At 65.0% G+C, this 22,707-nt stretch carries 26 protein-coding genes and 1 tRNA gene; 21 read left to right on the forward strand and 6 right to left on the reverse strand.

Features of this window, described 5'->3' with window-relative positions:
* The first annotated feature begins 552 nt into the window (after positions 1-552).
* Complete coding sequence (locus LGY53_RS41895) at positions 553-882, forward strand: hypothetical protein (RefSeq protein ID WP_225732240.1); 330 nt, start codon at positions 553-555, stop codon at positions 880-882.
* 194 nt (positions 883-1,076) lie between these two features.
* Here LGY53_RS41895 and LGY53_RS41900 read toward each other — a convergent pair whose 3' ends face one another.
* Together LGY53_RS41900 and LGY53_RS41905 are read right to left on the reverse strand one after the other, a co-directional pair.
* Complete coding sequence (locus LGY53_RS41900; RefSeq protein ID WP_225732241.1) at positions 1,077-2,042, reverse strand: glycosyltransferase; 966 nt, start codon at positions 2,040-2,042, stop codon at positions 1,077-1,079.
* A 12-nt stretch (positions 2,043-2,054) separates the two neighbouring features.
* Positions 2,055-2,900: a GntR family transcriptional regulator gene (locus LGY53_RS41905; protein WP_225732242.1), complete on the reverse strand. Its 846-nt coding sequence runs from the start codon at positions 2,898-2,900 to the stop codon at positions 2,055-2,057.
* Between the two features lie 155 nt (positions 2,901-3,055).
* On the opposite strand from LGY53_RS41905, the gene LGY53_RS41910 reads away from it, so the two are divergent.
* The 14 genes from LGY53_RS41910 to LGY53_RS41975 all read left to right on the forward strand — a co-directional run bounded on the left by LGY53_RS41910 (position 3,056) and on the right by LGY53_RS41975 (position 11,077).
* Complete coding sequence (locus LGY53_RS41910) at positions 3,056-3,514, forward strand: hypothetical protein (protein ID WP_225732243.1); 459 nt, start codon at positions 3,056-3,058, stop codon at positions 3,512-3,514.
* Positions 3,511-3,741, forward strand: coding sequence for a hypothetical protein (locus LGY53_RS41915; RefSeq protein ID WP_225732244.1), 231 nt, complete (start codon positions 3,511-3,513; stop codon positions 3,739-3,741). Before LGY53_RS41910 ends, LGY53_RS41915 begins: the two co-directional genes overlap by 4 nt.
* Positions 3,738-3,980 (forward strand): hypothetical protein, encoded by a 243-nt coding sequence (locus LGY53_RS41920; RefSeq protein WP_225732245.1) that lies wholly within the window; start codon positions 3,738-3,740, stop codon positions 3,978-3,980. The genes LGY53_RS41915 and LGY53_RS41920 overlap by 4 nt, the downstream gene beginning before the upstream one ends.
* 160 nt (positions 3,981-4,140) lie before the next feature.
* Positions 4,141-4,953, forward strand: coding sequence for a hypothetical protein (locus tag LGY53_RS41925; protein WP_225732246.1), 813 nt, complete (start codon positions 4,141-4,143; stop codon positions 4,951-4,953).
* Positions 4,953-5,273, forward strand: a complete 321-nt coding sequence (locus tag LGY53_RS41930; RefSeq protein WP_225732247.1) for a hypothetical protein — start codon at positions 4,953-4,955, stop codon at positions 5,271-5,273. The genes LGY53_RS41925 and LGY53_RS41930 overlap by 1 nt, the downstream gene beginning before the upstream one ends.
* Positions 5,273-5,497, forward strand: a complete 225-nt coding sequence (locus tag LGY53_RS41935) for a hypothetical protein (RefSeq protein ID WP_225732248.1) — start codon at positions 5,273-5,275, stop codon at positions 5,495-5,497. Before LGY53_RS41930 ends, LGY53_RS41935 begins: the two co-directional genes overlap by 1 nt.
* Before the next feature lie 35 nt (positions 5,498-5,532).
* The gene (locus LGY53_RS41940; protein WP_225732249.1) at positions 5,533-6,768 is read left to right on the forward strand and encodes an FtsK/SpoIIIE domain-containing protein; all 1,236 of its coding nucleotides are present in this window, start codon (positions 5,533-5,535) and stop codon (positions 6,766-6,768) included.
* Positions 6,765-6,953, forward strand: coding sequence for a hypothetical protein (locus tag LGY53_RS41945; RefSeq protein ID WP_225732250.1), 189 nt, complete (start codon positions 6,765-6,767; stop codon positions 6,951-6,953). The genes LGY53_RS41940 and LGY53_RS41945 overlap by 4 nt, the downstream gene beginning before the upstream one ends.
* Entirely contained in the window at positions 6,950-7,243 is a 294-nt protein-coding gene (locus LGY53_RS41950; protein ID WP_225732251.1) for a hypothetical protein, read from the forward strand. The genes LGY53_RS41945 and LGY53_RS41950 overlap by 4 nt, the downstream gene beginning before the upstream one ends.
* 12 nt (positions 7,244-7,255) lie before the next feature.
* A complete protein-coding gene (locus tag LGY53_RS41955) occupies positions 7,256-7,645 on the forward strand; it encodes a hypothetical protein (protein WP_225732252.1) in 390 nt (129 codons plus the stop codon).
* Entirely contained in the window at positions 7,645-8,007 is a 363-nt protein-coding gene (locus LGY53_RS41960; RefSeq protein ID WP_225732253.1) for a hypothetical protein, read from the forward strand. The genes LGY53_RS41955 and LGY53_RS41960 overlap by 1 nt, the downstream gene beginning before the upstream one ends.
* A complete protein-coding gene (locus LGY53_RS41965) occupies positions 8,007-9,689 on the forward strand; it encodes a helitron helicase-like domain-containing protein (RefSeq protein WP_225732254.1) in 1,683 nt (560 codons plus the stop codon). Before LGY53_RS41960 ends, LGY53_RS41965 begins: the two co-directional genes overlap by 1 nt.
* 12 nt (positions 9,690-9,701) lie before the next feature.
* Positions 9,702-9,881, forward strand: a complete 180-nt coding sequence (locus LGY53_RS41970) for a helix-turn-helix domain-containing protein (protein ID WP_225732255.1) — start codon at positions 9,702-9,704, stop codon at positions 9,879-9,881.
* Positions 9,878-11,077, forward strand: coding sequence for a tyrosine-type recombinase/integrase (locus LGY53_RS41975; protein WP_225732256.1), 1,200 nt, complete (start codon positions 9,878-9,880; stop codon positions 11,075-11,077). Before LGY53_RS41970 ends, LGY53_RS41975 begins: the two co-directional genes overlap by 4 nt.
* Before the next feature lie 60 nt (positions 11,078-11,137).
* On the opposite strand, the gene LGY53_RS41980 is transcribed toward LGY53_RS41975, so the two are convergent.
* The 3 genes from LGY53_RS41980 to LGY53_RS41990 all read right to left on the reverse strand — a co-directional run bounded on the left by LGY53_RS41980 (position 11,138) and on the right by LGY53_RS41990 (position 12,839).
* Positions 11,138-11,210 (reverse strand) — tRNA-Arg (locus LGY53_RS41980).
* Between the two features lie 101 nt (positions 11,211-11,311).
* On the reverse strand, positions 11,312-11,989 hold the full coding sequence (locus tag LGY53_RS41985; protein ID WP_225732257.1) for a DUF305 domain-containing protein: 678 nt from the start codon (positions 11,987-11,989) through the stop codon (positions 11,312-11,314).
* Position 11,990: 1 nt separating this feature from the next.
* On the reverse strand, positions 11,991-12,839 hold the full coding sequence (locus LGY53_RS41990; RefSeq protein WP_225732258.1) for a DUF3105 domain-containing protein: 849 nt from the start codon (positions 12,837-12,839) through the stop codon (positions 11,991-11,993).
* 103 nt (positions 12,840-12,942) lie between these two features.
* On the opposite strand from LGY53_RS41990, the gene argS reads away from it, so the two are divergent.
* The 6 genes from argS (at position 12,943) to rho (ending at position 22,052) form a co-directional block, all read left to right on the forward strand.
* Positions 12,943-14,601: an arginine--tRNA ligase gene (gene argS, locus LGY53_RS41995; RefSeq protein ID WP_225732259.1), complete on the forward strand. Its 1,659-nt coding sequence runs from the start codon at positions 12,943-12,945 to the stop codon at positions 14,599-14,601.
* An 88-nt stretch (positions 14,602-14,689) separates the two neighbouring features.
* Positions 14,690-16,108, forward strand: coding sequence for a diaminopimelate decarboxylase (gene lysA, locus LGY53_RS42000; protein ID WP_225732260.1), 1,419 nt, complete (start codon positions 14,690-14,692; stop codon positions 16,106-16,108).
* Positions 16,109-17,461, forward strand: coding sequence for a homoserine dehydrogenase (locus tag LGY53_RS42005; RefSeq protein WP_225732261.1), 1,353 nt, complete (start codon positions 16,109-16,111; stop codon positions 17,459-17,461). It abuts the gene before it with no gap.
* Positions 17,458-18,552, forward strand: coding sequence for a threonine synthase (thrC, locus tag LGY53_RS42010; protein ID WP_225732262.1), 1,095 nt, complete (start codon positions 17,458-17,460; stop codon positions 18,550-18,552). Before LGY53_RS42005 ends, thrC begins: the two co-directional genes overlap by 4 nt.
* A gap of 23 nt (positions 18,553-18,575) precedes the next feature.
* On the forward strand, positions 18,576-19,565 hold the full coding sequence (gene thrB / locus LGY53_RS42015; protein WP_167472512.1) for a homoserine kinase: 990 nt from the start codon (positions 18,576-18,578) through the stop codon (positions 19,563-19,565).
* 423 nt (positions 19,566-19,988) lie between these two features.
* Positions 19,989-22,052, forward strand: a complete 2,064-nt coding sequence (gene rho, locus LGY53_RS42020; protein WP_374111320.1) for a transcription termination factor Rho — start codon at positions 19,989-19,991, stop codon at positions 22,050-22,052.
* Positions 22,053-22,110: 58 nt separating this feature from the next.
* On the opposite strand, the gene LGY53_RS42025 is transcribed toward rho, so the two are convergent.
* A complete protein-coding gene (locus LGY53_RS42025; RefSeq protein WP_225732264.1) occupies positions 22,111-22,701 on the reverse strand; it encodes a TIGR03086 family metal-binding protein in 591 nt (196 codons plus the stop codon).
* Positions 22,702-22,707 lie beyond the last annotated feature (6 nt).

Genomic DNA, 22,707 nt, shown 5'->3' on the forward strand with positions numbered 1-22,707 from the left:
CCCCCCCCCCCCGGGGGGGGGGGGGGGGGCCCCCCCCCCGCCCGGGCGGGGCGTGGGGGCTGCGCCCCCACAAAACACGAGTGAAACGAGAACGGCCCATGCTCTCCATGAGCATGGGCCACCTACGAGTGGAACGTGCCCTCGGCAGGATTCGAACCTGCGGCCTTCTGCTCCGGAGGCAGCAACGGGCCGGTTATTGGGGTGTCGGGATGGATGCCGAGGTCTGGTGTCCTGGCGGTCCGGTACTCGGTTGTTTGCGCATGTCTGGGGTACTTGTGTCACTCGCGTGTCACCGGTCCGTGTCGCGGATAGATCGCCTATCCGCCCCTGACTGCTCTTCCCCTCGTTCCTCATACTGGCCGCCCTCAGCGGAAGACGGCCGTGTCAAGGATGCCGTAGGCACCGCGTAGCGGACACCGAAGGTGGTCCTTGACTCGGTTGGCTGGAGCGAGATGATTGGGCCATGAGGAAGGAGGGAAATCCCGGAGTTGTCAACCAACTCGAATGCCGGAACTGGTTGTCGGGTACGGGGTTTGGAGTCACCATCGAGGGATGACCGAAGCGAAGGTGCAGGTGGACGTTGAACTGGAGTGGGTCCCGGCAGCGGAGGGCTTGTTCGAGGGCTACTGGAGCGGCCGATTCGAGCAATTCCAGTCGGTGGACGAGGATGGCGACGAGGCGGATTTCGAAGAGCTCGACCAGCCGATTTCCGAGTCCGACGAGGACTTCACGAAGCTCGTGGCCAACGTTGTGGAGTCGATTCGGCAGCAATTCGCCGGTCGTGAGGTAGTGATCGACTGGTCGTTTTACGGCCCGCCCACTCGTCGCGAGGCGAAGTCACGGGGCATCGAGTTGCCCGAGCGTACGACGCTGTCGGCGTGACGCAGGTGAGGAGCCGAAGGGTGGTGCGCCTGCTGCAAAGCCGTTGGAGAAGTAAGCGATTCAGGTACTAAGCGAGCGGGCTGGAGGGCTGCCGCCGACGCGCCGACGCTCCGGGCGGAGCGAAGCGGAGCCCGCTGGGGTGTCGTGGCGTGGCGGCGGCGGCCCGCAGGGCCGCCGCTCTTGATCCTATATGGCTAAATTCGGCAACGATCATCCGAAGCGGGGGTGAATCCCAGGAACTGTACTGACGCCCATGTGTCCCTGGTAGCTGAATCGGCGGGGGCAGGTACCAGGGACTGAATGAGCCCCCAGGTTGCAAGCAGCCTCGGAACTGCAAGTCTTCGATCGGACGGCTTTATCGGTTTGAAGAGCTGTTTGGACCACCGGTAGCTCTGGGCGAGTTGGCAGGACAGCATCGCCGACCGAGATAGCCACTTTCGGTCGTACTTGCGGCGTGAGTTAATCCGCAGAACCTCTCGCCAAAGTGTGTCTTTGTTACTGCGATCGTGCAGGTACCGGAACCTGTTGATGTAGTGTGTGCTCAGGCCAGCGTCGTTGAGTCTGTGGCATAAGTCCACCTCCTCGTTGAACATGAAGAAATGCTCATCGAAGCCGTCCATGGCGATAAAAGCGTCGTAGGGGATTAGGAGGAGCGCGCCCATTACCCAATCGACAGTGCGATCTCGACTGTAACCTGCTGGCGATCGTTGGAGCAGCGGAAGGTCACGAGCCTTTTGCCATTCGAGGCGGGGTGATGGGAAGTTGTCCCACGACCATACAAGGCGATGGTCGAATGACATTTGCATCACACTAGCGCATCCGAAGTTGTCGTATTGCTCGACATGTAGTAGCAGGTCAGCTAGCGCAAAATCGATGGCGGTATCCGGATTCAGGATGAGGATCATCTTAGGTGGCAGCTCAAATGACCGAACCGCATCATTGCAACCGGCACCGAAACCGACGTTCGGACCTGCAATAACAGTCGAAACCACCGGGTGCCTTTTCGCTACCTCGACGGAATGGTCGGTTGAAGCACAGTCTCGCACCACTACCTGTGCACCAAGGGCATTGGACTGAATGGCATCAAGGCAACGGGTGAGATCGACTTCATTGTTGTGTGTCACGATAACGATGCCGACCTGTGAAACCGCTACGGGCACTTTAATCGTCTCCTATGGTTGAACTTCCCGCGCGATATTCCAGAGGCTGTCGAACCATACTTGGGATTGTTGTACGAACTGTGTGTCTGTGTCTTTAAGGGTCGCGTCACCCGTTTCGGTGTGAAAGAGCGTCGCGTTCTTGCCCATCAGGTCCCACATTCGTGTCGGCTCATTGTTCAGGGCTATTTCATGTTCTTCAATGGGGTAGTAACCGAAGAACGTCTCTGATTTGTTGATGATGTACAGTTTGAAAAGCGGGACCGCAGGATGGATGCGGACTTCGGCTGATGCCGATGAGATGAGGCCCAATTCTGCGAGTTCTCGAACTTCATCGACTACAGCGAAGGTGTGGCGCTCCATTATTCGTGCGGCCCGTTTCCGAAAGGCGGGGCTGTCTGCCATGTCCTCGACGCGGGCGGGCAATGTCCAGGGCACTGAAGGGTCTGGCACCAGCATTCGGACATGAATAGTATCCGGCCTGTAGCGGCCGTCGCGGATCTTGTCCAGCGGTTCGGAGATTGCTCCATGCAAGGTCTCGCCCGAGAAACCAGCAAAATCGATGGTTACCTGGGGTGCGCTGAACGCCCGCTCGACATGGGGTCGTAGTCCTACTGGTCGTTCGGTGCGTTCACGAACGAACACCCCGCTGCCTTGTCGCGAGACCACAAGCCCTGCTTCCTTCAGTGCCTCGATCGCGCGCTGAGCCGTCACCTTGGAAATGCCGTACTGGTCGGTCAGCTCGGCGTTCGAGGGCAGCTTCGAGCCCGGACTGAGTTTGCCCGTCAGGATTGAAGCGCGGAGGACATCCGCAACCTGCCGAAACGGTGCCCTGGGGTCGTCCGGGTCGATAGTGGTCATTCCTCCAGCCTAGGTTCCCTCGCTTCATCCTGCATAGGGGGGTTGCCACATCCCTTGACTTCCATATGTAAGTAGGATTTAATGGAACTTGCATATGGAAGTGGGGCGGCATATGAGTCTCGCTTCAAACCCAAGGTGGATAAGGAGTTTCAGATATGGCGTCAGGCAACGTGTGGTTGAACACCGTGCACGGGGAGTTCTTTCCCAAGGGGGTGTTCTTGCTGACTGCGGTTGAGCCGTTGACAGAGTTTCAGCGGGATCGGAACGCCCCGGTGGTTCAGAAGGTCGATCTCGACTACGAGGGCAAGGGCACGGGGAAGCGCTTGTGGAAGGCCACGATCATTGATCGGGATGCGGCGAATGCGAAGCAGGCTAGCTACGACGTGATTTTCGTTGCCGATGCGCAGCCGGTTCCTCCGGTGGCCGTTGGTGAGGGTCTGCCTCAGGTCGAGTTGGTCGGGTTGATGGTGAAGCCGAAGTTGATCGGTTCGGGGGAGTACAAGTCGATCGGCTGGTCGATTCGGGCGACCGGGTTCAAGGGTGATAACTCGGGAACGGTTGCGCCTGGTGATCACTCGGCATCGGCTCCGCGTAATGGTAAGGCGGCTGCGTGATGTATGAGAATGATTGCTACGCAACGTTTTCCGTGTTCGGCGAGGCGTCGGCGCATGTGCATCGGTCGCAGCATGGAGGACAGACCGTGATTGTGAATTTTGGTGATCATGTGTCGATTCATGTGCCCTACGATCAGGCCCTTGTGCTGCGGGCGGATTTGGATGTCGCTCTGGCGCAGTTCGATTCGGGCAGCATCAGCGGTAGCGCCGCGAAGGTGGTGGCGTGATGTCGTCGTTCGTGAACATCCCGACCGTGGGCGGGGAGCTGCACGGTTTGAAGTATGAGCCGAATCGTAAGGGCCGCTTGGGGTCTGCGCTTCCGCCTCAGGTTTCGTTCTTCCTCGGTGCGACACGGGTGGTGCTGGATATCGCTGACGCGCACGACCTTTCGGAAGCGTTGCCGAATGTGCTGGCTCAGCACGACTATGCCGAATACCTCTCCGATGAGTCGAGGTCGGTGGCGTGATGAAACCGGACATTGAATACAACAGGTTGCTTTCCGAAGCAATCGTGCGGATCTTCGAGCATGGAGACCCCGCAGACATGCCCGGCTGGTACGCCTCGATGGCCTGGTTCGAGTCTGAGCCATCTGCGATGCGGTGGCCGCGTCTGCGGGAGGCGGTGGCGTGATGTTCGGCCGATCTATGCCGGACCGGAACAGCAAGGCGGACAAACAGATTCGCTCGTGGCCGGTGTTGGTGTTGGCGCTTCCGGCGTTCGTCGCGATCTGGTCCGGCTGGGTCGGCTTGGGCAAGATGACCGGTTTCGGTCCGGTGCAACCCCTGCCGGGTATCTGGGATGACTTCTCGATCAATACGGCGGTGACGTTGCCGATCGGGATGGAAACCTACGCCTCCTACGCGCTGCACGTGTGGCTGAATGGCCGCATCCGGTCCGATGGCACCCGTGCTTATGCGAAGTGGTCCGCCCTGGGCGCGCTGGCCCTCGGTGGTGTCGGGCAGGTCGCCTATCACCTCATGCAGGCCGCACGGTGGAATGCCGCGCCGTGGCCGGTGGTAGTGCTGGTCGCCTGCATCCCGCCAGCCGTTTTGGGGATGGGCGCGACCCTGGCCCACATGATCAGTCGGGACAACGATACTCCCGAAATTGTTGCGCCCGAACCAGTTCCATCCACAGGCGCGGTTCCGAAGCCTGCTATCGCCTCGGTTCCGTTGGTGAGGCGGCGGACTCCTCGGCGAGATCCGGCGCTGGTAGCTCGTGCGGTCGCAATGCGCGCCGAAGGTGCAACCTACACCGAAATCGCTGCCGCGCTGAATGTTTCGGCGACGACGGCTGCAAAGTACGCGCCGAAACCGGTGGTGGAGCAGACCGCGCAACCTCGCGTCACCGCCGCGACCCAATCTATTCATCCTGTTCGTCCCGAGCGGCCGATGCAAACCATGCTGCCGCTCGCTATTCCCGCCCTCGGGGGTGCCTGATGCCTATCCCAACAACTCCTGTCTCGTCCCGTAAACCGGCTATCGCCGCCCTGGTCGCGGTCCCGGTATTCGCTGTCGCGACCGGCGTGCTGATGCTGACCACTGATCGCACGCCGCGCCCGGTAGCGCACTTCACCAGCATTCACGCTGGCGGCTGTGTGATGTTCTGCGATCCGGCACCGGGCCCGGTCCCGTCGTATGCCGGGGTGGATTGCGTGGCCAACTGTCCGCCGGTCACGCCGACACCTACTCCGGCACCGCCGAAGCCCGGTCAGTGCCTGATGTTCTGCACCGAACCGGGTTGGAAGGGTGATCGCTGATGCCCACGAACCTTGTCGTCGGCGGTGGGCTGCGGAACGTGAAATACGTTGCCGCGTCTCGATTCCGGCCAGTCGAAACCTCAGCACTGGTGTCGTTCCTGGTGGGCGACAACGAGATCCGGTTATCCCTGACCGATGCCCGCGCCCTGTGCGAGGTGCTGCCGAACGTGCTGGCCGAACACAGCATCGCGCTGGCGCTGGCCCCGCTGATGGAGGTGGCGTGATGTCGATTATGCCCACTCTGTTGGCGGCAGGTGTCGTGACCGGGCTTGTAACGCCGATCGCGTTGTCCTGCCTGAAGGTTCGCCAACCCGAGGCGATCACAGTCGATGCCATCGTGGGGCAGGCTCCGGAGGAGTTGTGCGCGGCGGTGTTCGTGCTGGCCGACCCGATGCAAACAGACCTGATGCTTACCGCGGTCGGCCTGGGGTCGGTCGAGAAGGGCTTCCCGGTCCTGGACGCCTACAACTACACCCCGCACGGGCTGGACGTGGATTTCATCATGCTGGCCGGTCAACGACGTAAGGACTGGACAAGCGAGGACACCTTGGACGCGATCGCGAACGTCCTGGGTGTGCCGAGGGTGACAGCGATATCGCCGTCGCCTGGATGGATGCGCCTTGAGGTGAGGGTCTTCGATACTCTCGCCACCTCGACAGCGTTGCCGAGGGTGGTCCCCGATGACGTGGATCTCACGGCCGTCCTCACCGGCAAGTTCGAGGACGACACCGACTGGACCGTCCCCGTGCAGGGCCGACACGTCCTGGTCGGCGGGGAGACCGGTTCCGGCAAAACCGGTTTCCTCGGCGCGCTGGTCAACGGCATGGGTCCGGCGATCGCCTCGGGGCGGGTGGAATTGCGGGTGATCGACCCCAAGGGCGGCATGGGATTGGGCTGGCTGGAAGAGCTGTGCACCCGATTCGAATGCACCACACCGGAATTGATGATCGGGCTGTTGGAGGAAACGGTCACCGACATGCAGGAGGCTGCCCTGCGGTATCGGGCCGCAGGGACCGACAAACCAGTCCCGACACCGGACAACCCGCTCGTGGTCACGATCATCGATGAGGCGGCGACGTTGGCGGCGTTCACCGATCCGCAACTGATGGCCCGCTACGCGCGGGCACACGGCCTGCTGCTCTCGCAGGGTCGCGCCCCGTTGTTTTCGGTCGTCGAAACGGTGATCGATCCGTCGAAAGACAATGTGCCCCAACGGCAATTGCTGCCCTATCGGATCGGGTTGCGGATGGCCGAACCCACCCAGGTCGCCATGATCCATGGCCACGGCGCGCGGGATCGGGGTTCACGTTGCGATGAGATCCCGCACACCACACCGGGTGTTTGCTACGTGCAGGAGGACGGCACAGCGGGTTTCCGCCGCGCCCGCGTGTTCGAGGTGACATCGGAGGACATGGCACGGATCGCCGAACGCTACCGGCCGCGTCCGCGTCCGATTAACCCGGCCGACTTCGGCGAGCGGGGGCGAGTGGCATGAATGGTGTTGTGCGCCTGCGTCTTTGTGGTGACCTCGGAGATATCACGGCGGTGCTGGCGGTGCTGGTCGGCACCGAGGGCCTGCTGATCGATGTCGGCGACCTGACTTATCCCAACCGTGGCGGCAACGGTGTGCGCGTCTACGCCGAACTCGCCGTACCGGCCGTGAAGGAGGGTCGGGGGTGAAAACCGGATTCGTCACCGAAACACACCTGCTCGCCTACTGCACCGCCTGCGGCCAACCCTGGCAGTGCGGTGAGAAGGACTGCCAGCGCCAAGCGTGCTGCCTGGGCGTTCTCGACGATATCGCCGCAGTGCGCCGGATCGAATCGAGCGGGTGGCGCACCGATGGGGCCGGGGTGTTCTGCCCCGGTTGCGCCGTCGCCATCGATTGCGAGCGGGGACGGCACCAGTGGGTGTACTCCGATGCCGCCGGAACCCGCATGTGCTGGGTCTGCGAAACATTCGACGACTAGGAAACCTCAGCCATGACCACCAATCCTGATCCCGTACAGCCGGTGGAGACGCTGCATTTCTACCTGATCGCACCGAACCAGGTCCGCCCCGGTGACCTGCTGTATGAGATCAACGACCGGCCGATCCGGGGTGGCGCGTTTCCGCTGGCGCAGGCCCGCTACGCGCCGGCCGATTCTCACCGGCATACCCCGGAGGGCTGGGAGCTGGTGCCGCAACCACCCAACTCCCGGTTCTCCCGCTTCGTCGACACCGACGCTCGCCTGAAGGTCGGTCGCCCAGCGGCACCAGCACGGCGAATCAACCCGATCGTGGCCGCCGCCGCGACCAAGCCCCGCCCGCGTCGCAAGCGCGCCGATGACAACCAGCTGGCGTTGTTCGAGACACCGGTCCGGAGGAAGTAATGAACACCTCGACCACGTTCACCATGGACCGGTGGCTGACCGCTTGGCCGCGTACCCGGCTGATCGGGTGGTGGCGCTACGGCCGCCGCTGGGCACGCCAGCTCACCACCTGCCACCTGACCGGCCCGGCCGACGCCCGCATGATCCCGCCCCGGCTGCGTATCGAGATCGGCGTCGACGGCGTCGACCGCCTGTTGGTGCGGATGCTGCCAGGCCAGTGCCCCGCCGACTGGGAGAACCGCACCACCCGACTCGCGGCAGCGTTCGGCGCAACCCGATGCCACGCAACGCTCGTCGGCCCGGCCATCGTGGAACTGCTGTTCTATCAACCTGATTCGCTCGCTGAGGAAGGTGTCCTGTGATGATCGATATGGAACCGCAGGATGGTGAACCGTTGCGGCAGACGGCTATGCAGCGTCGCGGGATGCCCAACTTCTACGACATCGCGTTGGCCACGGCGGAGAAGTTCGGGGTGTGTAAGCGGCCGATCCCGATGCGCGTGTACGACCCGCGCACCCTGACCGAGATGTATGTGGCGACACCGTGTAAGGCCACGATCGCCTCGACATGTGCGGCGTGCGCGAAAGCTGCTCGCGCAGTGCGGGTTACGCAATGCTACGAGGGCTGGCACCTGGATGCCGAACCGGTGGACGAGAAACCGGAACCGACCGAGTGGCAGGTCCATCTGCTGACCGCACGGGCGAACCTGCTCGACGACTACCAAGCCGCCAAGGCCGAAGGTGATGAGCATCTGATGGACGGCATCCGCGAACTGGTCGCGGACCTGGATGCCGAGCTACACGATACCGGCTGGACGGTCAAGCTGGCGGCGTTGGACCCGCTGCCCAAGAAACGGCGTATCCGTTCGACCAAACGTCGCCAGGACATGCCGGACCTACCGCGAAAGAAGGTGAGCCGCACCACGATTGGTGAGATTTTCGCGGGCAAGTACCGGCCCTCGATGATGATCACCCTCACCCTGCCCTCCTACGGGAAGATCAACCCCGATGGCGGACGCGACAAAGACGGCAAGCCTGCCTCGGATGGTTCACCGCGTGACCCGGACACCTACGACTATCAGTCCGCCGCACGCGACATCGTGCATTTCGCGGCGTTGCGTGACCGGTTCAAGAAGAACCTGCGCCGCTGCGTCGGCTGGAACGTCCAGTACTGGGAAATGGTGGAACCGCAGAAACGCGGTGCCCCGCACGTGCACATGCTGATCCGGGGCCGGATCCCGCGTGAGGTGGTCAAGCAGGTGGCCCGCGGCACCTATCACCAGGTGTGGTGGCCCTACCACGATGCGGAGAACGAGGTCTACGGGCACGGCCGAATGCCGGTCTGGGACAACAAGACGGCGACGTTCGTCGACCCGGACACCAAGGCTGCGCTGCCGGGATTCGATGACGCTCGCGACAACTTGAAACCGGCCCACGTGATCAAGTTCGGTGCCCAGATCGACCCGAAACACATCAAGGGCGTGATCGGCGGGACCCAGGAAGCGGCCCGCACGATCGGCTACGTCACCAAATACCTGACCAAATCGATCGCCGAAGTCCTCGAACCCCAATCCGCCAGGGCCGCAGTACATTACGACCGGCTACACGCCGAACTTCAGCACACCCCATGTAGCGAAACGTGTGCGGTGTGGCTGCGGTTCGGCATCGTCCCCCAGGGCGCGACCGAGAAGACGATTCCGGGACGCTGCCGTGGCAAGGCGCACCGCCGAGACACCCTCGGCTTGCCCGGTCGGCGTGTCCTGAACTCGAGGAAATGGACGGGCAAGACCCTGGCCGACCACAAGGCCGACCGCGTCGAATTCGTCCGGCAGTTGCTCGGCAAGGTCGGCATGACCCTCCCCGAGACCGACCGGCTCCAGATCACCCCGGTCGAACCCGGTGACCAGCACTGCCCACCGCGTGACCAGTTGATCATGGCTCATATCGCGCAACGCACCAGGTGGCGCGCGGAGTACGCCACACGCCTACTCGCGGCCAGTCCGCCAGGGACACAACAACTTTCGGCAATCCGGGAAGCAGCATAGAAGGGAGGGGATATGTCCAGGTTGTTGACTGAGCACGAGGTGCGGAAGTTGATTCCGGTCGGGCACAGCAAGTACTACGAATTGATCGGTTCAGGTGAGCTGCGGTCGGTGAAGATTGGTCGTCGACGGTTCGTCACCGAACAGGCGGTGGCCGACTATATTGCTCTCCTCGATGAGGTGGCTGCGGCATGACCAGGCAGCAATTGCCGCCGCAGATTACGAAAGTCACGGTTACAGATCGGCGTACCGGGAAATCGGTTGTGCGGTACCAAGTTCGGGTTGATGCGGGAGTCGACCCGGAAACCGGCAAACGACACCAAGTGCGTCGGCGGTACCGGACCGAGAAGGAAGCTCGGAAGGCCCTCACAGATTTTCAATCCGATGCGGCATCCGGCAATTTCGTGCCACGTAAGGATATGACCGTAGAGGAGATGTGCGCCGACTGGCTGAAAAGTCTGCACTGGGCGCGAGAAACGACGTTGGCGGGCTATAAGTACAACCTTGCGCCGTTGCGCGAGGAGCACGGTGAACTAGCTGTTCAGAAGCTGACGCGCAAGCATCTCGACGATTTGGTGGCGGCGTTGAAATGCGGCGGGACAATCACGGAGAAAGGGCACACGCGGCGGCCGTGGGCTGCGCGATCGTTGAAACGAACGATCGAAACCATCACGATGATGCTGGACTACGCGATTGAGCGAAAAATATTGTCGCACAACATATCTCGACCGATGAGGCCGAAACCGGGCAAGAAGCGTAAGCCGCAGACCTACACGCCGGATGAGGTCGCGAAGGTGTTGACTAGCCTCGATGCCGATCGTAATGGGCACCTGTGGTTCCTTGCCCTGTGTGGCCTGCGGCGCAGCGAGTTGGGCGGATTGCGCTGGAGCGGAGTCGATTTCACGCGCAAGACGATCGATGTACATATCGGCCGTGCGTCGGCGGGCGGCAAGGCGGTGGAGGACGATCCGAAAACCGAGGCATCGGTTCGGACCTTGCCCATGGATGACGACATGGTGGAGGTGTTGAAACGAGCCTCGCGGCGGCAGGCGGCCGAGAAGCTGTCGGTTGGGGAAGCCTACGGTAAGGGCGGCTATGTGGCGTGCGATGAGGCGGGCAACCCCTATCATCCGGACACGCTGACTCACAAGTGGGCGAAGGCGATCAAGAAGGCGGGTGTCCGGCACATCCGGTTGCATGATGCTCGTCACACCTGCGGAACGACCATGCATCTGCGTAAGGTGCCGTTGGCGGTGATCGCCGCGTGGCTGGGTCATGCCGACGCCAGTGTCACCGCGAGGATCTACACCCACTCGCAGGATGAGGCGCTGCGCGCTGCCGCGAAGACTTTGGGTGAGGTTGTGTCATCCCGTGTCATCGACGCCAGCTGACCTCATTGAACGGTTCAGGCTCCGACCGCTTACCCGCTGGTCGGAGCCTGAATTGCGTTGTGCCCTCGGCAGGATTCGAACCTGCGGCCTTCTGCTCCGGAGGCAGACGCTCTATCCCCTGAGCTACGAGGGCGGGATAGGTCGATCGGCGGCTGGGGGCTGCCGGTCGGGCGGGGCCAAGCGTATCGCATTGGCGGCTGTGCGCCAAAAAAGGGAGGCGAACCCGGGTTTCGGTTAGTTGGGGAGTGGTTTGGCGTTGCGTGCGGTGAGCATGGTGGCGATGAGTTCGGCCTCGCTTTGCTGGGCTTGTGCCATGGAGTCGGCGAGGGTGCGGATTTCGGTGGTGGCGGCGTATTGGGCGGCGTAGTGCATCATGGGTTGCCCGCCTTGGTGGTGGCGCAGCATCAGTTGCAGGAACATGGTGTCGAGTTGGGCGCCGGTGGCTTTGCGCAGTGCGGCCAATTCGTTGTCGCTGGCCATGCCGGGCATGATCGTCACCGGTCCGGTCATGCCGTGGTTGCCGCCGGTGTGGTCGTGGGTGGGTTGTTCGGTCATCCAGCCCATATGTCCGTTGACGCCCTGTTCGGGTTGTCCCCAGGTTTGCAACCAGCCCTGCATGCGGCCGATCTGGCTTTCCTGGCTGGTCATGATGTCGTAGGCGAGGCGGCGCACGTCGTTGTCGGTGGAGCCGACGAGCGCGATCCCGGCCATTTCGACGGCTTGGGCGTGGTGGGCCGCCATATCTTGGGCGAAGCCGATGTCGACGCTGTTCGGTGCGGGTGTCGCGGGTCGGTCGAGCGGTTGCCGGGCGAGGACGCCGACGGCGAATCCGATCAGCAGCAGCCCGATGGCGCCGAGTACGAACAGTGCGGTGCGCTGCCCACGTACGGCGCCGGTTTCCGGCTCGTCCATGTCAGCGGCCCGGCTGTGGCGGAAGTCCCGGAATACCCGGCGGCAGGCCGCCCATCGCGGATTCGTCGGTGTCCTTGTTCGCGCCCTTGCCGTCCATCTGCACCGCGTCGGGTCCGGGCGGGGTCGGGTCGAACGGCGGCGGGTTGTCGGTGTCGAAGGCGGGTGTCGAGCAGACCGCGTCGCGTTCGGGATAGGTGTACGGGTTGCGGCGCAGCGCGGTCAGGAATTCATCGATGCGCTTGTCACCCGGATCGTTCAGCTTCAGCTGATGTCCCCACGACTGCAACGAGATCGGGGTGTCCAGGCCGGGATATGGCGACATCAGCGTGTACTGCTGTCCGGAGACCTTCTGTTTCAGCGCGTCGACGCCCGCCGCGTCCACCTTGTCGGGGTTGTAGGTGATCCACACCGCACCGTGTTCCAGCGAATGCACCGCGTTCTCGGTGCGGATCGCCTTGGGGTAGACGATGCCGGTGCAGGTGGCCCACGCGAAGTCGTGCGGACCGCCGAAGGGCGGCTTCTGGTCGTAGTTGACCCGCTGGGTCGCGTTGACGTGATAGCCCTGCTCGTATTTCTTCTTGACCACGCCCGGTATCTGATCCGACGGATCTTGTTTCTGCGCGCTCGGCGTGAACTTCTCCTCGTCGGCCCGGTGCTGGTACTTCGGGACCAGGCTGTAGGCGAGTGCCCCGACCAATGCGATGATCAATACGGCGGCACCGACGGCCGGCCATGGAATTCGGCGCTTCTCCGGAAGTTGCCCCTTGACCTTGCCCCGTTTGCGGGACGACGACGATTTCCCTGCGGCCCGGACGGCCTTGGCCGATTTGGCACTGGTCCTGCTCGGCATCGCTCGTTGTGCTCTCTTCGACGTGCTTTCCGCTGCGCGGGCGGGTTGCCCCACCGGTGCCCACCCGTGGTGTACACCTGCCCAGACCATAGGATAGAGACTCGTGACTCCAGCTGACCTTGCAGATCTCCTTCGCTCGACCGCGGCGAAGGTGCTTGTTGAACGTGGATTGGACGCTTCGGTCCTCCCCGAGCAGGTCAGCGTGGAGCGTCCCCGTAATCCGGAACATGGCGACTACGCCACGAATTTGGCGCTTCAGGTCGGTAAGAAGGCGGGCGCCAACCCGCGCGAGTTCGCGACCTGGCTTGCGGATGCGCTGTCGGCGGCGGAGTCGATCGATACGGCCGAGGTCGCCGGTCCCGGTTTCCTGAACATTCGCCTGGCCAAGGATGCGCAGGGCGCGATCCTGCGTCAGGTGATCGATGCGGGCGAGCGGTTCGGTTCGACGGATGCGCTGCGGGGGATGAGCATCAACCTGGAGTTCGTCTCGGCCAATCCGACGGGCCCGGTGCATCTCGGCGGCACCAGGTGGGCCGCGGTCGGCGACGCGCTCGGCCGGATCCTGGCCACGCAGGGCGCCGATGTGGTGCGCGAGTACTACTTCAACGATCACGGCGCACAGATCGACCGGTTCGCCCGCTCCCTGGTCGCCGCCGCGACGGGGCAGCCGACCCCGGAGGATGGCTATGCGGGCGCCTATATCGGTGAAATCGCGGGGCAGATCGTCGCGCGGCATCCGGACGCGCCGTCGCTGCCGGAGGCGGAGCGGGTGGAGCTGTTCCGCGCCGAGGGCGTCGAGTTGATGTTCGCCCAGATCAAACAGTCGCTGCACGATTTCGGCACCGATTTCGACGTGTACTTCAACGAGAGTTCGCTGTTCGAATCCGGTGCGGTGGACCGCGCGGTCACCAAGCTCAAGGATTCCGGCAATCTGTACGAGAGCGACGGAGCCTGGTGGATCAAGAGCTCCGACTACGGTGACGAGAAGGATCGCGTCGTCATCAAGAAGGACGGCAACGCCGCCTACGTGGCCGGCGACATCGCCTACTACCAGGACAAGCGGGCGCGGGGCGCCGACCTGTGCATCTACATGCTGGGCGCGGACCATCACGGCTACATCGGCAGGTTGAAGGCGATCGCCGCCACTTCCGGCGATGATCCGGCGACCGTCGAGGTGCTCATCGGCCAGATGGTGAATCTGGTGAAAGACGGTGTGGCCGTTCGTATGTCGAAGCGCGCGGGCACCGTCGTCACATTGGAGGACCTGGTCGAGGCGATCGGTGTCGACGCGGCGCGCTATGTGCTGGTGCGCTCGTCGGTGAACGCGAGCATCGATATCGATCTCGGCCTGTGGACCAAGCAGAGCAACGAAAACCCGGTCTATTACGTGCAATACGCGCACGCCAGGACCTCGGCGGTCGCCCGCAATGCCGCCGAATTCGAATTCGACGGTGTGGCACCGGATTTCGGTCTGCTCACGGCCGACGAGGAGGGCGCGCTGATTCGCACCCTCGGCGAGTACCCGGCCATCGTCGCCGGCGCCGCGACGCTGCGTGAGCCGCACCGGGTGGCCCGTTACTTGGAGGAGCTGGCCGGCGCCTATCACCGCTTCCAGACCAACAAGAACCTCCGCATCCTGCCGCAGGGCGACGAGCCGGTGGCCCCGGTGAACGCGGCCCGGCTGGTGCTGGTCAACGCGACCCGCCAGGTACTCGCCAACGGCCTCGGGCTGCTCGGCGTGAGCGCACCGGAGCGGATGTGAGACTACGAATTGCCCACGGCGGCAACATCGTCGGCGAACCGGCCAAGAAGGTGAGCGGCGTTGTGTCCGCGGCGGGAAAGGAAATCGAATGAGTGCGCACCCCGCAGGTCCCCGGCATGCGGAGATCCCACACGCGCCGAGTCTGCCGCAGCGCCCGGTGGATCCGAGGCAGATGATCGATCTGCCCGCGAATGTCTGGCCGCGCAACGCATCCCGCGACGCCGACGGTGTGGTCCGGCTGGCCGGTGTTCCGGTGTCCGAGCTGGCGGCCGAATTCGGCACCCCGCTGTTCGTGGTGGACGAGGACGACTTCCGTTCCCGCTGCAGGGATATGGTGCGTGCGTTCGGCCCGGAGAACCGAGTGCACTACGCCTCCAAGGCATTTCTGTGCGGTGAGGTGGCCCGCTGGATCCGGGACGAGGGGCTCTCGCTCGACGTGTGCTCCGGCGGCGAATTGGCCGTCGCGTTGCACGCCGGTTTCCCGCCCGAGCGAATCGCCATGCACGGCAACAACAAATCGGTCGCCGAGCTGGAAGCGGCGGTGGCGGCCGGTGTCGGGCACATCGTCGTCGACTCGCTCATCGAGATCGAGCGCCTGGAGGCCGTCGCGGGCCGCGCCGGTGTGGTGCAGGACGTGCTGGTCCGGGTGACCGTCGGCGTGGAAGCCCATACGCACGAATACATTTCGACCGCACACGAGGATCAGAAGTTCGGATTCTCGATCGCGGGCGGCGACGCCATGGAGGCGCTGGCCCGGGTTTTCGAGGCCGACAACCTACGCCTGGTGGGCCTGCACAGCCATATCGGTTCGCAGATCTTCGATATCGACGGCTTCGAGATCGCCGCGCGCCGCATCCTGCGGCTGCTGAGCGAGGCCATCGACAAATTCGGCGCGGACCGCACCGCCCAGATCGCGACGCTGGATCTCGGTGGCGGACTTGGTATTTCGTATCTGCCGAATGACGACCCGCCGCCGCTGGACGAATTCGCCGGCAAACTGCGCGATCTGGTCGACGCCGAGGCCCATGGGATCGGCCTGCCGCGCCCGACCATCGCGGTGGAGCCGGGCCGGGCCATCGCCGGACCGGGCACGGTGACCCTCTACGAGGTGGGCACCACCAAGGATGTCGCGCTGGACGGCGGCGCGAGCAGGCGCTACGTCAGCGTCGACGGTGGGATGAGCGACAACATCCGGCCCGCGCTGTATCAGGCGGAATACGACTGCCGCCTGGTCTCGCGCTCGTCGGAGGCGTCGGCCGTCGTCGCGCGGGTTGTCGGAAAGCATTGTGAGAGTGGGGATATCGTCATTCGCGATACCTGGATGCCGTCGGATGTCGGCCCGGGTGATCTGATCGCGGTGGCCGCGACCGGTGCGTATTGCTATTCGATGTCGAGTCGATACAACCTGTTGCCCCGTCCGGCCGTCGTCGCGGTCAAGGGCGGTCAGGCGCGACTCATTCTGCGCCGGGAAACGGTGACGGACTTGCTCAGCTTGGAGGTGCGGTAAATGACCGAAGTGGTTAGAGGCGCTTGGGGTGCGGATCACCCGATCGGTGTCGCGGTCCTCGGTATGGGCACGGTGGGCACCGAGGTGGTGCGGGTGTTGCGCGAGCACGCCGAAGACCTGCGCGCCAGGGTCGGCGCGCCGGTGGTGTTGCGCGGTGTCGCGGTGCGCAACCTGAGCGTCGACCGCGGCATCCCCGCCGAACTGCTGACCACCGACGCGGCGGCCCTGGTGGCCCGTGACGACGTCGATATCGTCGTCGAGGTGGTCGGCGGTATCGATCCGGCGCGTTCGCTGATCAAATCCGCGCTGAATGCGGGCAAATCGGTGGTAACCGCCAATAAGGCCCTGCTCGCCGACTACACCGGCGAACTCGCCGCGGCCGCCGAACGCAACCGCGCCGACCTCTACTTCGAGGCCGCGGTGGCGGGCGCGATCCCGGTGGTGCGCCCGCTGATCCAGTCGCTGTCCGGCGACCGGGTGAATCGCGTGGTCGGCATCGTGAACGGCACCACCAACTTCATCCTTTCCGCGATGGACGAGACCGGCGCCGACTACGAGATCACCCTGAAGGAGGCCACCCGCCTCGGGTACGCGGAGGCCGATCCGACCGCCGATGTCGAGGGCTACGACGCCGCCGCCAAGGCCGCGATCCTCGCCTCGCTGGCCTTCCACACCCGGGTGACCGCCGCCGACGTCTACCGCGAGGGCATCTCGAAGATCAGCGCGGAGGATCTGGAGACCGCGTCGGCGCTCAACTGCACGGTCAAACTCCTGGCTATCTGCGAGCGCGTCGCTGCGGGGCCGGGCGAGCCCGGTCCGGCCGAGGGCGGCAAGGAGCGCATCTCGGTGCGCGTCTACCCGGCGCTCATCCCGCGCAAACATCCGCTGGCCGCGGTGAACGGCGCGTTCAATGCCGTGGTCGTCGAGGCGGAGAACGCCGGACGGCTGATGTTCTACGGGCAGGGTGCGGGCGGCGCCCCGACCGCGTCGGCGGTGCTCGGCGATCTGGTGATGGCGGCGCGCAACAAGTTCTACGGTGGTCGCGCTCCCGGCGAATCGGTTTATGCTGAGCTACCGATCGCGCCGATCGGCGATACGCCCACCCGCTATCACGTGAACCTGCAGGTCGCCGACCGTCCAGGCGTGCTGGCGGCGGTGGCGGGCGAATTCGCCAAGCACGAGGTGAGCATTTCGACCGTCCGTCAGGAAGGGCACGGTACGGGTGCGCGCTTGGTCGTGGTTACCCACCACGCGGCGGAGTCGGCGCTCGCGGATACCGTTGCCGCGCTTGCGGAAATGGCGTCCGTCACATCCGTGACCAGTGTTCTCAGATTGGAAGGCACCGAAGAATGAACACGACAGGCGTCCAGGCTCAAGCAGGGGTGCATTCCCGCTGGCCGGGCCTGATCGCGGCCTATCGCGATCGGCTGGAGGGCGCGGCCGATTGGGAGCCGGTGACCCTGTACGAGGGCGGCACGCCGCTCGTGCCCGCGCCGCATCTGTCCGAGCTGACCGGGTGCGAGGTGTATCTGAAGGTCGAGGGCCTGAACCCGACCGGTTCCTTCAAGGACCGCGGCATGACGATGGCCATCACCGACGCGAAATATCGTGGCCAGCAGGCGGTGCTGTGCGCATCCACCGGCAACACCTCGGCATCGGCGGCCGCATACGCGACCCGCGCCGGTATGAGCTGCGCTGTGCTGATCCCGCAGGGCAAGATCGCGATGGGCAAGCTCGCGCAGGCGGTCATGCTCGGCGCCAAGATCATCCAGGTGCAGGGCAACTTCGACGACTGCCTGGAACTGGCCCGCAAGGTCACCTCGGAATTCCCCAGCGTCGGCCTGGTGAACTCGGTGAACCCGGCCCGGATCGAGGGGCAGAAGACCGCCGCGTTCGAGATCTGCGATGTGCTCGGCCGGGCGCCGGATGTGCACGCGCTGCCGGTGGGTAACGCGGGCAACATCACCGCGTACTGGAAGGGCTACACCGAATACGCCAAGGACGGCGTCGTCGATTCGCGGCCGCGCATGCTCGGCGTGCAGGCCGCCGGTGCGGCGCCCCTGGTCAACGGCGCGCCGGTGAAAGATCCGGAGACGGTGGCCACCGCCATCCGGATCGGCGCCCCGGCCTCGTGGAACGGCGCGATGAACGCCAAGGACGAGTCGGGCGGTGCGTTCCGCGCCGCGACCGACGAGGCCATCCTGGAGGCCTACCGCCTGGTGGCCGCCACCGAGGGCGTATTCGTCGAGCCCGCGTCCGCGGCCAGCGTCGCGGGCCTGCTCGCGGCGCGCAAGGAGGGGTGGCTGTCGGCCGGGCTCACGGTGGTCTGCACCGTCACCGGCAACGGCCTGAAGGATCCGGATAACGCGCTGGCCGGGATGCCGCAGGTACGGCCCATCGAGGTCGACCCGGTCGCCGTCGCACGCGCACTAGAGCTGGCCTGACCTTGACGGCGCGCGAATCTCATATGCGCGAGCGGGGAACGGGCGTCACGACGCCGCTGCCCGCCGGAATCGGTGTCATCGCACGAGTTCCCGCGTCCACCGCCAATCTCGGCCCCGGATTCGATTCGCTCGGCATGGCTTTGGGCCTTTACGACGAAATCGAGGTGCGCACCACCGATTCCGGGCTCACCGTCCGGGTCGAGGGTGAGGGCGCCGACGATGTGCCTTGGGGCCCTTCACATCTCGTGGTCCGCGCGATCGAGCGCGGCCTGGAGGCCGCGGGTGTCTGGGCCGATGGACTCGATGTGGTGTGCCGCAACGCGATTCCGCATTCACGGGGGCTCGGTTCGTCGGCCTCGGCGGTGGTCGGCGGGCTGGCCGCGGGCTGCGCCCTTGCCACCAAAGCGGATTCGACGGCCGACGCCGTCGACGCCGACCGGTTGGTGCAGTTGGCCGCCGAATTCGAGGGTCATCCGGATAATGCCGCGGCCAGCGTGCTCGGCGGAATCGTGGTGTCCTGGACCGAAACCGACCGGGCGGCCGACTTCGGCGGCGCTATCGCGGTACCCGACCACGGCCGGATCTACCGGGCGGTTCGGCTGGAGCCGCATCCGTCGCTGCGTCCAGTGGTGTTGATTCCGGAGGAGCGGTCGGCCACCGCGCACACTCGCGGGCTGCTGCCGGAGGTGGTGCCGCACGGCGATGCCGCGTTCAATGTCAGCCGGGCCGCGCTGGCCGTGGTCGCGCTCACCGAGCGTCCCGATCTGCTGATGCCAGCGACGGCCGACCGGCTGCACCAGGCGCAGCGCGCACCCGCGTTGCCGCTGACCACGGCGTGGATCGAGCGGCTGCGTGCGGCGGGCATTCCGGCCACCGTCTCGGGTGCGGGCCCGACCGTGCTCGCGCTCTGTACCGGCGAATTCCCTACCGAATTGGGCGAACTCGCGGTGGCGGAGGGCATGCGCGTGCTCGAACCGGGAGTCGCCGACGGCGTCCAGGTCGGCAGTGTTTGATCGGCAGTACCCGCCGCAGACCGCGCGCACCCATCGTGAGCTGCGCGGAGCGGCCTCCGCCGGGCTCGTCCGCCGCATCGCCACCTTTGTGGCACGTCACTCGCACCGCGGCGGCGAGTCTGCCTTGCCGAGTTTCCCTTGTGCCAGCTATCCTGAGCGAGTCCGTACATCGTGCGCATCAGACGCCGGTGCTTCATCAGGGCAATCGCTCCAGCAGGCTCCAGGCTCGAGCCTCCAGGCCATGGGGGTAACTGCGTAGCTGCGCAACTGGAATGATCTCTCCCACCTTTCAGAACCGGTGGCGAAGCCGCCGGTCCGGCGGGGCAGGTGATACGGCGATAAACCGAGTCCGGCACAGTGCCCGGACTGCGGGACTGACCCCTCGAATTAGCACACGGCGGTCGAGGGAAGGAAAGGATTTCCGTGACAGATACGGACCTGCTCGCGACACCCGGGGTGGATTCGAACCCTACGGGCAGCCGCGAAAGTGACTCCGGACAGATTTCTAAGATGAGCGAACGGACCGACGTCGCACGATCGGGGCTGACTGGAATGTTGTTGCCGCAGTTGCGCGCGCTTGCGGGAGAGCTCGGTATTCGAGGCACTTCCGGTATGCGCAAGGGTGATTTGATCGCCGCCATCAAGGAGAACCAGGCCGGAAAGCCCGCCGCCAAGGCGGACGCCAAGCCCGCGAAGGCCGAGGCCGCCGGGAAGTCCGAGGCGAAGGCGTCGACGGAGGCGCCCGCCAAGTCCGAGGCCCGTGGTGAGCAAGCCACCCTCGACGTGACGCCCGTCGCGGACCCCGCGCCGGCGAAAGCGGCTGCGGCACCGGCGAAAACGGCCGAGCCCGCCGCGAAGACCGAAGCCGCGGCGGCGAATTCCGCCCCCGCGAATCCGGGTTCCACCGACACCGCCCCCGCGGCCGAGACCGGCGAGGAGTCCGGTCGTGATGCGGGTCAGCGCGGTCGGGGCCGCCAGCGCCGCGGCCGGGATCAGGCGCAGACGCGTTCCGGTGGGGAGAACACCCCTACTGCGGGAGACGAGCCCAAGCAGGACGAGCAGGGCGAGCGTCGCCGCGACCGCAATCAGCAGGGCGAGCGCAATCAGCAGGGCGAGCGCAACGGCGCACGCAACAGCGATGGCGCCCGCAACGGCGAGAGCACGCGCAACGGTGACGGCAGCCGCGGCGGCGACCGCGACCGGGATCGCGACCGCGGCGGTGACGAGGACGAGGGCGGTCGCGGACGGCGGGGTCGCCGGTTCCGGGAACGTCGTCGTGGTCGCGACCGCGATGGCGGCGGTGGCGGCGGCGAAGCCCGCGAGTTGGAGATCCGCGAGGACGATGTGCTGCAGCCGGTAGCGGGCATCCTCGACGTGCTGGACAACTACGCGTTCGTCCGCACCTCGGGCTACCTGGCCGGGCCGAACGACGTCTACGTCTCGATGAACCTGGTCCGCAAGAACGGCCTGCGCCGCGGTGACGCGATCACCGGCGCCGTGCGCGCGCCGCGCGAGGGCGACCAGAGCAATCAGCGGCAGAAGTTCGATCCGCTGGTGCGTTTGGACACGGTCAACGGCGGTGATGTCGAGGCGGCCAAGCGTCGGCCGGACTTCACCAAGCTCACCCCGCTGTACCCGAACCAGCGCCTGCGCCTGGAGACCACGCAGAACAAGCTGACCACGCGTGTGATCGATCTGATCATGCCAATCGGTAAGGGTCAGCGTGCGCTGATCGTTTCGCCGCCGAAGGCCGGTAAGACGACGATCATGCAGGACATCGCGAATGCGATCGCGGTGAACAACCCCGAGGTCTACCTCATGGTGGTGCTGGTCGACGAGCGTCCGGAAGAGGTCACCGATATGCAGCGCACCGTGCGCGGCGAGGTGATCGCCTCCACCTTCGACCGCCCGCCGTCAGATCACACCTCGGTCGCCGAGCTCGCCATCGAGCGCGCCAAGCGGCTGGTCGAGATGGGCAAAGACGTTGTGGTGCTGCTGGATTCGATCACTCGACTGGGTCGCGCGTACAACAACTCGTCGCCGGCCTCCGGTCGTATCCTCTCCGGTGGTATCGACTCGACCGCGCTCTACCCGCCGAAGCGATTCCTCGGCGCGGCGCGCAATATCGAGAACGGCGGCTCGCTGACGATCATCGCCACCGCCATGGTGGAGACCGGTTCGACCGGTGACACGGTGATCTTCGAGGAGTTCAAGGGCACCGGTAACGCGGACCTCAAGCTGGACCGCAAGATCGCGGAGCGGCGGGTGTTCCCCGCGGTGGACGTCAACCCGTCCGGCACCCGTAAGGACGATCTGTTCCTCAGCCAGGATGAGGCGGCGGTCCTGCACAAGCTGCGTCGAGTGCTGTCCGGCCTGGATTCGCATCAGGCGATCGATCTGCTGATCGACCGGTTGAAGAAGACCAAGAACAACCTCGAATTCCTGATGCAGGTCTCCAAGACCGCGCCGGGAGCCATGGACGAGTGAGTGCCGCTCGCGAGTGGCGGATGCCGCCACTCGCGAGCGACCGGCCGTCTGCGGCCGGTCATTCGACCGATCGTCCGAGGAAGGCCAGCAATCGGGTCTGCGGGTCGGCGCCCGGTGGCGGTGTCAGCCTCGGCCCGAAGGTGCTCGCCGAGCGGACGACGATCAAACGAGCGAGGGTGAACACCCGCGCGACGAGGTCGGCATCGAAGCGCACGTCAACGCCTGATGCGGAGCCGATATCCCAGGCGTGGACCAGGGTGTCCAAGGTCGACAACTCCAGGAAATCCGCGATCGTCGCGTCGGGGCGTCTGGCCACGAACCACGCCGGGGCGGGCCGGTCGAGCAGCTGATCGGTGAGGAGGGCGGCGGCGGCTTCCCGGCTCGTGCGCCATCCGGCCAGCGGGTCGTCGCCGGCGAGTTCGCCGGGATGCTCGGAACCCGGTGGGCCGGATTTCTCGGTGTACTCCTGACCCGTCACGTGATGGCGCAGGACCTCCAGACTCCAGATGACGTGACCCACCACGTCGCGCACCGTCCAAAGTTCGCACGCCGATTGCGCGTCCCATTGTTGCGGCGGTACCGCCGCGAGCACGGCGTCGAAAACATCCTGTGTCCGCCGATAGCGATCAACGATATCGTTGGGTTCCATTGTTCT

The sequence above is a fragment of the Nocardia sp. JCM 34519.1 genome (assembly GCF_020361265.1).
In the GTDB taxonomy this organism is placed as follows: Bacteria; Actinomycetota; Actinomycetes; order Mycobacteriales; family Mycobacteriaceae; genus Nocardia; species Nocardia arthritidis_A.

What these genes read in the sequence shown, in the direction of transcription:
- LGY53_RS41895 (WP_225732240.1), top strand. Translation starts at nt 553, where the DNA reads ATGACCGAAGCGAAGGTGCAGGTGGACGTTGAACTGGAGTGGGTCCCG.
- LGY53_RS41905 (WP_225732242.1), bottom strand. Translation starts at nt 2,900, where the DNA reads ATGACCACTATCGACCCGGACGACCCCAGGGCACCGTTTCGGCAGGTT.
- LGY53_RS41910 (WP_225732243.1), top strand. Translation starts at nt 3,056, where the DNA reads ATGGCGTCAGGCAACGTGTGGTTGAACACCGTGCACGGGGAGTTCTTT.
- LGY53_RS41930 (WP_225732247.1), top strand. Translation starts at nt 4,953, where the DNA reads ATGCCTATCCCAACAACTCCTGTCTCGTCCCGTAAACCGGCTATCGCC.
- LGY53_RS41935 (WP_225732248.1), top strand. Translation starts at nt 5,273, where the DNA reads ATGCCCACGAACCTTGTCGTCGGCGGTGGGCTGCGGAACGTGAAATAC.
- LGY53_RS41945 (WP_225732250.1), top strand. Translation starts at nt 6,765, where the DNA reads ATGAATGGTGTTGTGCGCCTGCGTCTTTGTGGTGACCTCGGAGATATC.
- LGY53_RS41955 (WP_225732252.1), top strand. Translation starts at nt 7,256, where the DNA reads ATGACCACCAATCCTGATCCCGTACAGCCGGTGGAGACGCTGCATTTC.
- LGY53_RS41960 (WP_225732253.1), top strand. Translation starts at nt 7,645, where the DNA reads ATGAACACCTCGACCACGTTCACCATGGACCGGTGGCTGACCGCTTGG.
- LGY53_RS41965 (WP_225732254.1), top strand. Translation starts at nt 8,007, where the DNA reads ATGATCGATATGGAACCGCAGGATGGTGAACCGTTGCGGCAGACGGCT.
- LGY53_RS41970 (WP_225732255.1), top strand. Translation starts at nt 9,702, where the DNA reads ATGTCCAGGTTGTTGACTGAGCACGAGGTGCGGAAGTTGATTCCGGTC.
- LGY53_RS41975 (WP_225732256.1), top strand. Translation starts at nt 9,878, where the DNA reads ATGACCAGGCAGCAATTGCCGCCGCAGATTACGAAAGTCACGGTTACA.
- LGY53_RS41985 (WP_225732257.1), bottom strand. Translation starts at nt 11,989, where the DNA reads ATGGACGAGCCGGAAACCGGCGCCGTACGTGGGCAGCGCACCGCACTG.
- LGY53_RS41990 (WP_225732258.1), bottom strand. Translation starts at nt 12,839, where the DNA reads ATGCCGAGCAGGACCAGTGCCAAATCGGCCAAGGCCGTCCGGGCCGCA.
- lysA (WP_225732260.1), top strand. Translation starts at nt 14,690, where the DNA reads ATGAGTGCGCACCCCGCAGGTCCCCGGCATGCGGAGATCCCACACGCG.
- LGY53_RS42005 (WP_225732261.1), top strand. Translation starts at nt 16,109, where the DNA reads ATGACCGAAGTGGTTAGAGGCGCTTGGGGTGCGGATCACCCGATCGGT.
- thrC (WP_225732262.1), top strand. Translation starts at nt 17,458, where the DNA reads ATGAACACGACAGGCGTCCAGGCTCAAGCAGGGGTGCATTCCCGCTGG.
- thrB (WP_167472512.1), top strand. Translation starts at nt 18,576, where the DNA reads ATGCGCGAGCGGGGAACGGGCGTCACGACGCCGCTGCCCGCCGGAATC.
- LGY53_RS42025 (WP_225732264.1), bottom strand. Translation starts at nt 22,701, where the DNA reads ATGGAACCCAACGATATCGTTGATCGCTATCGGCGGACACAGGATGTT.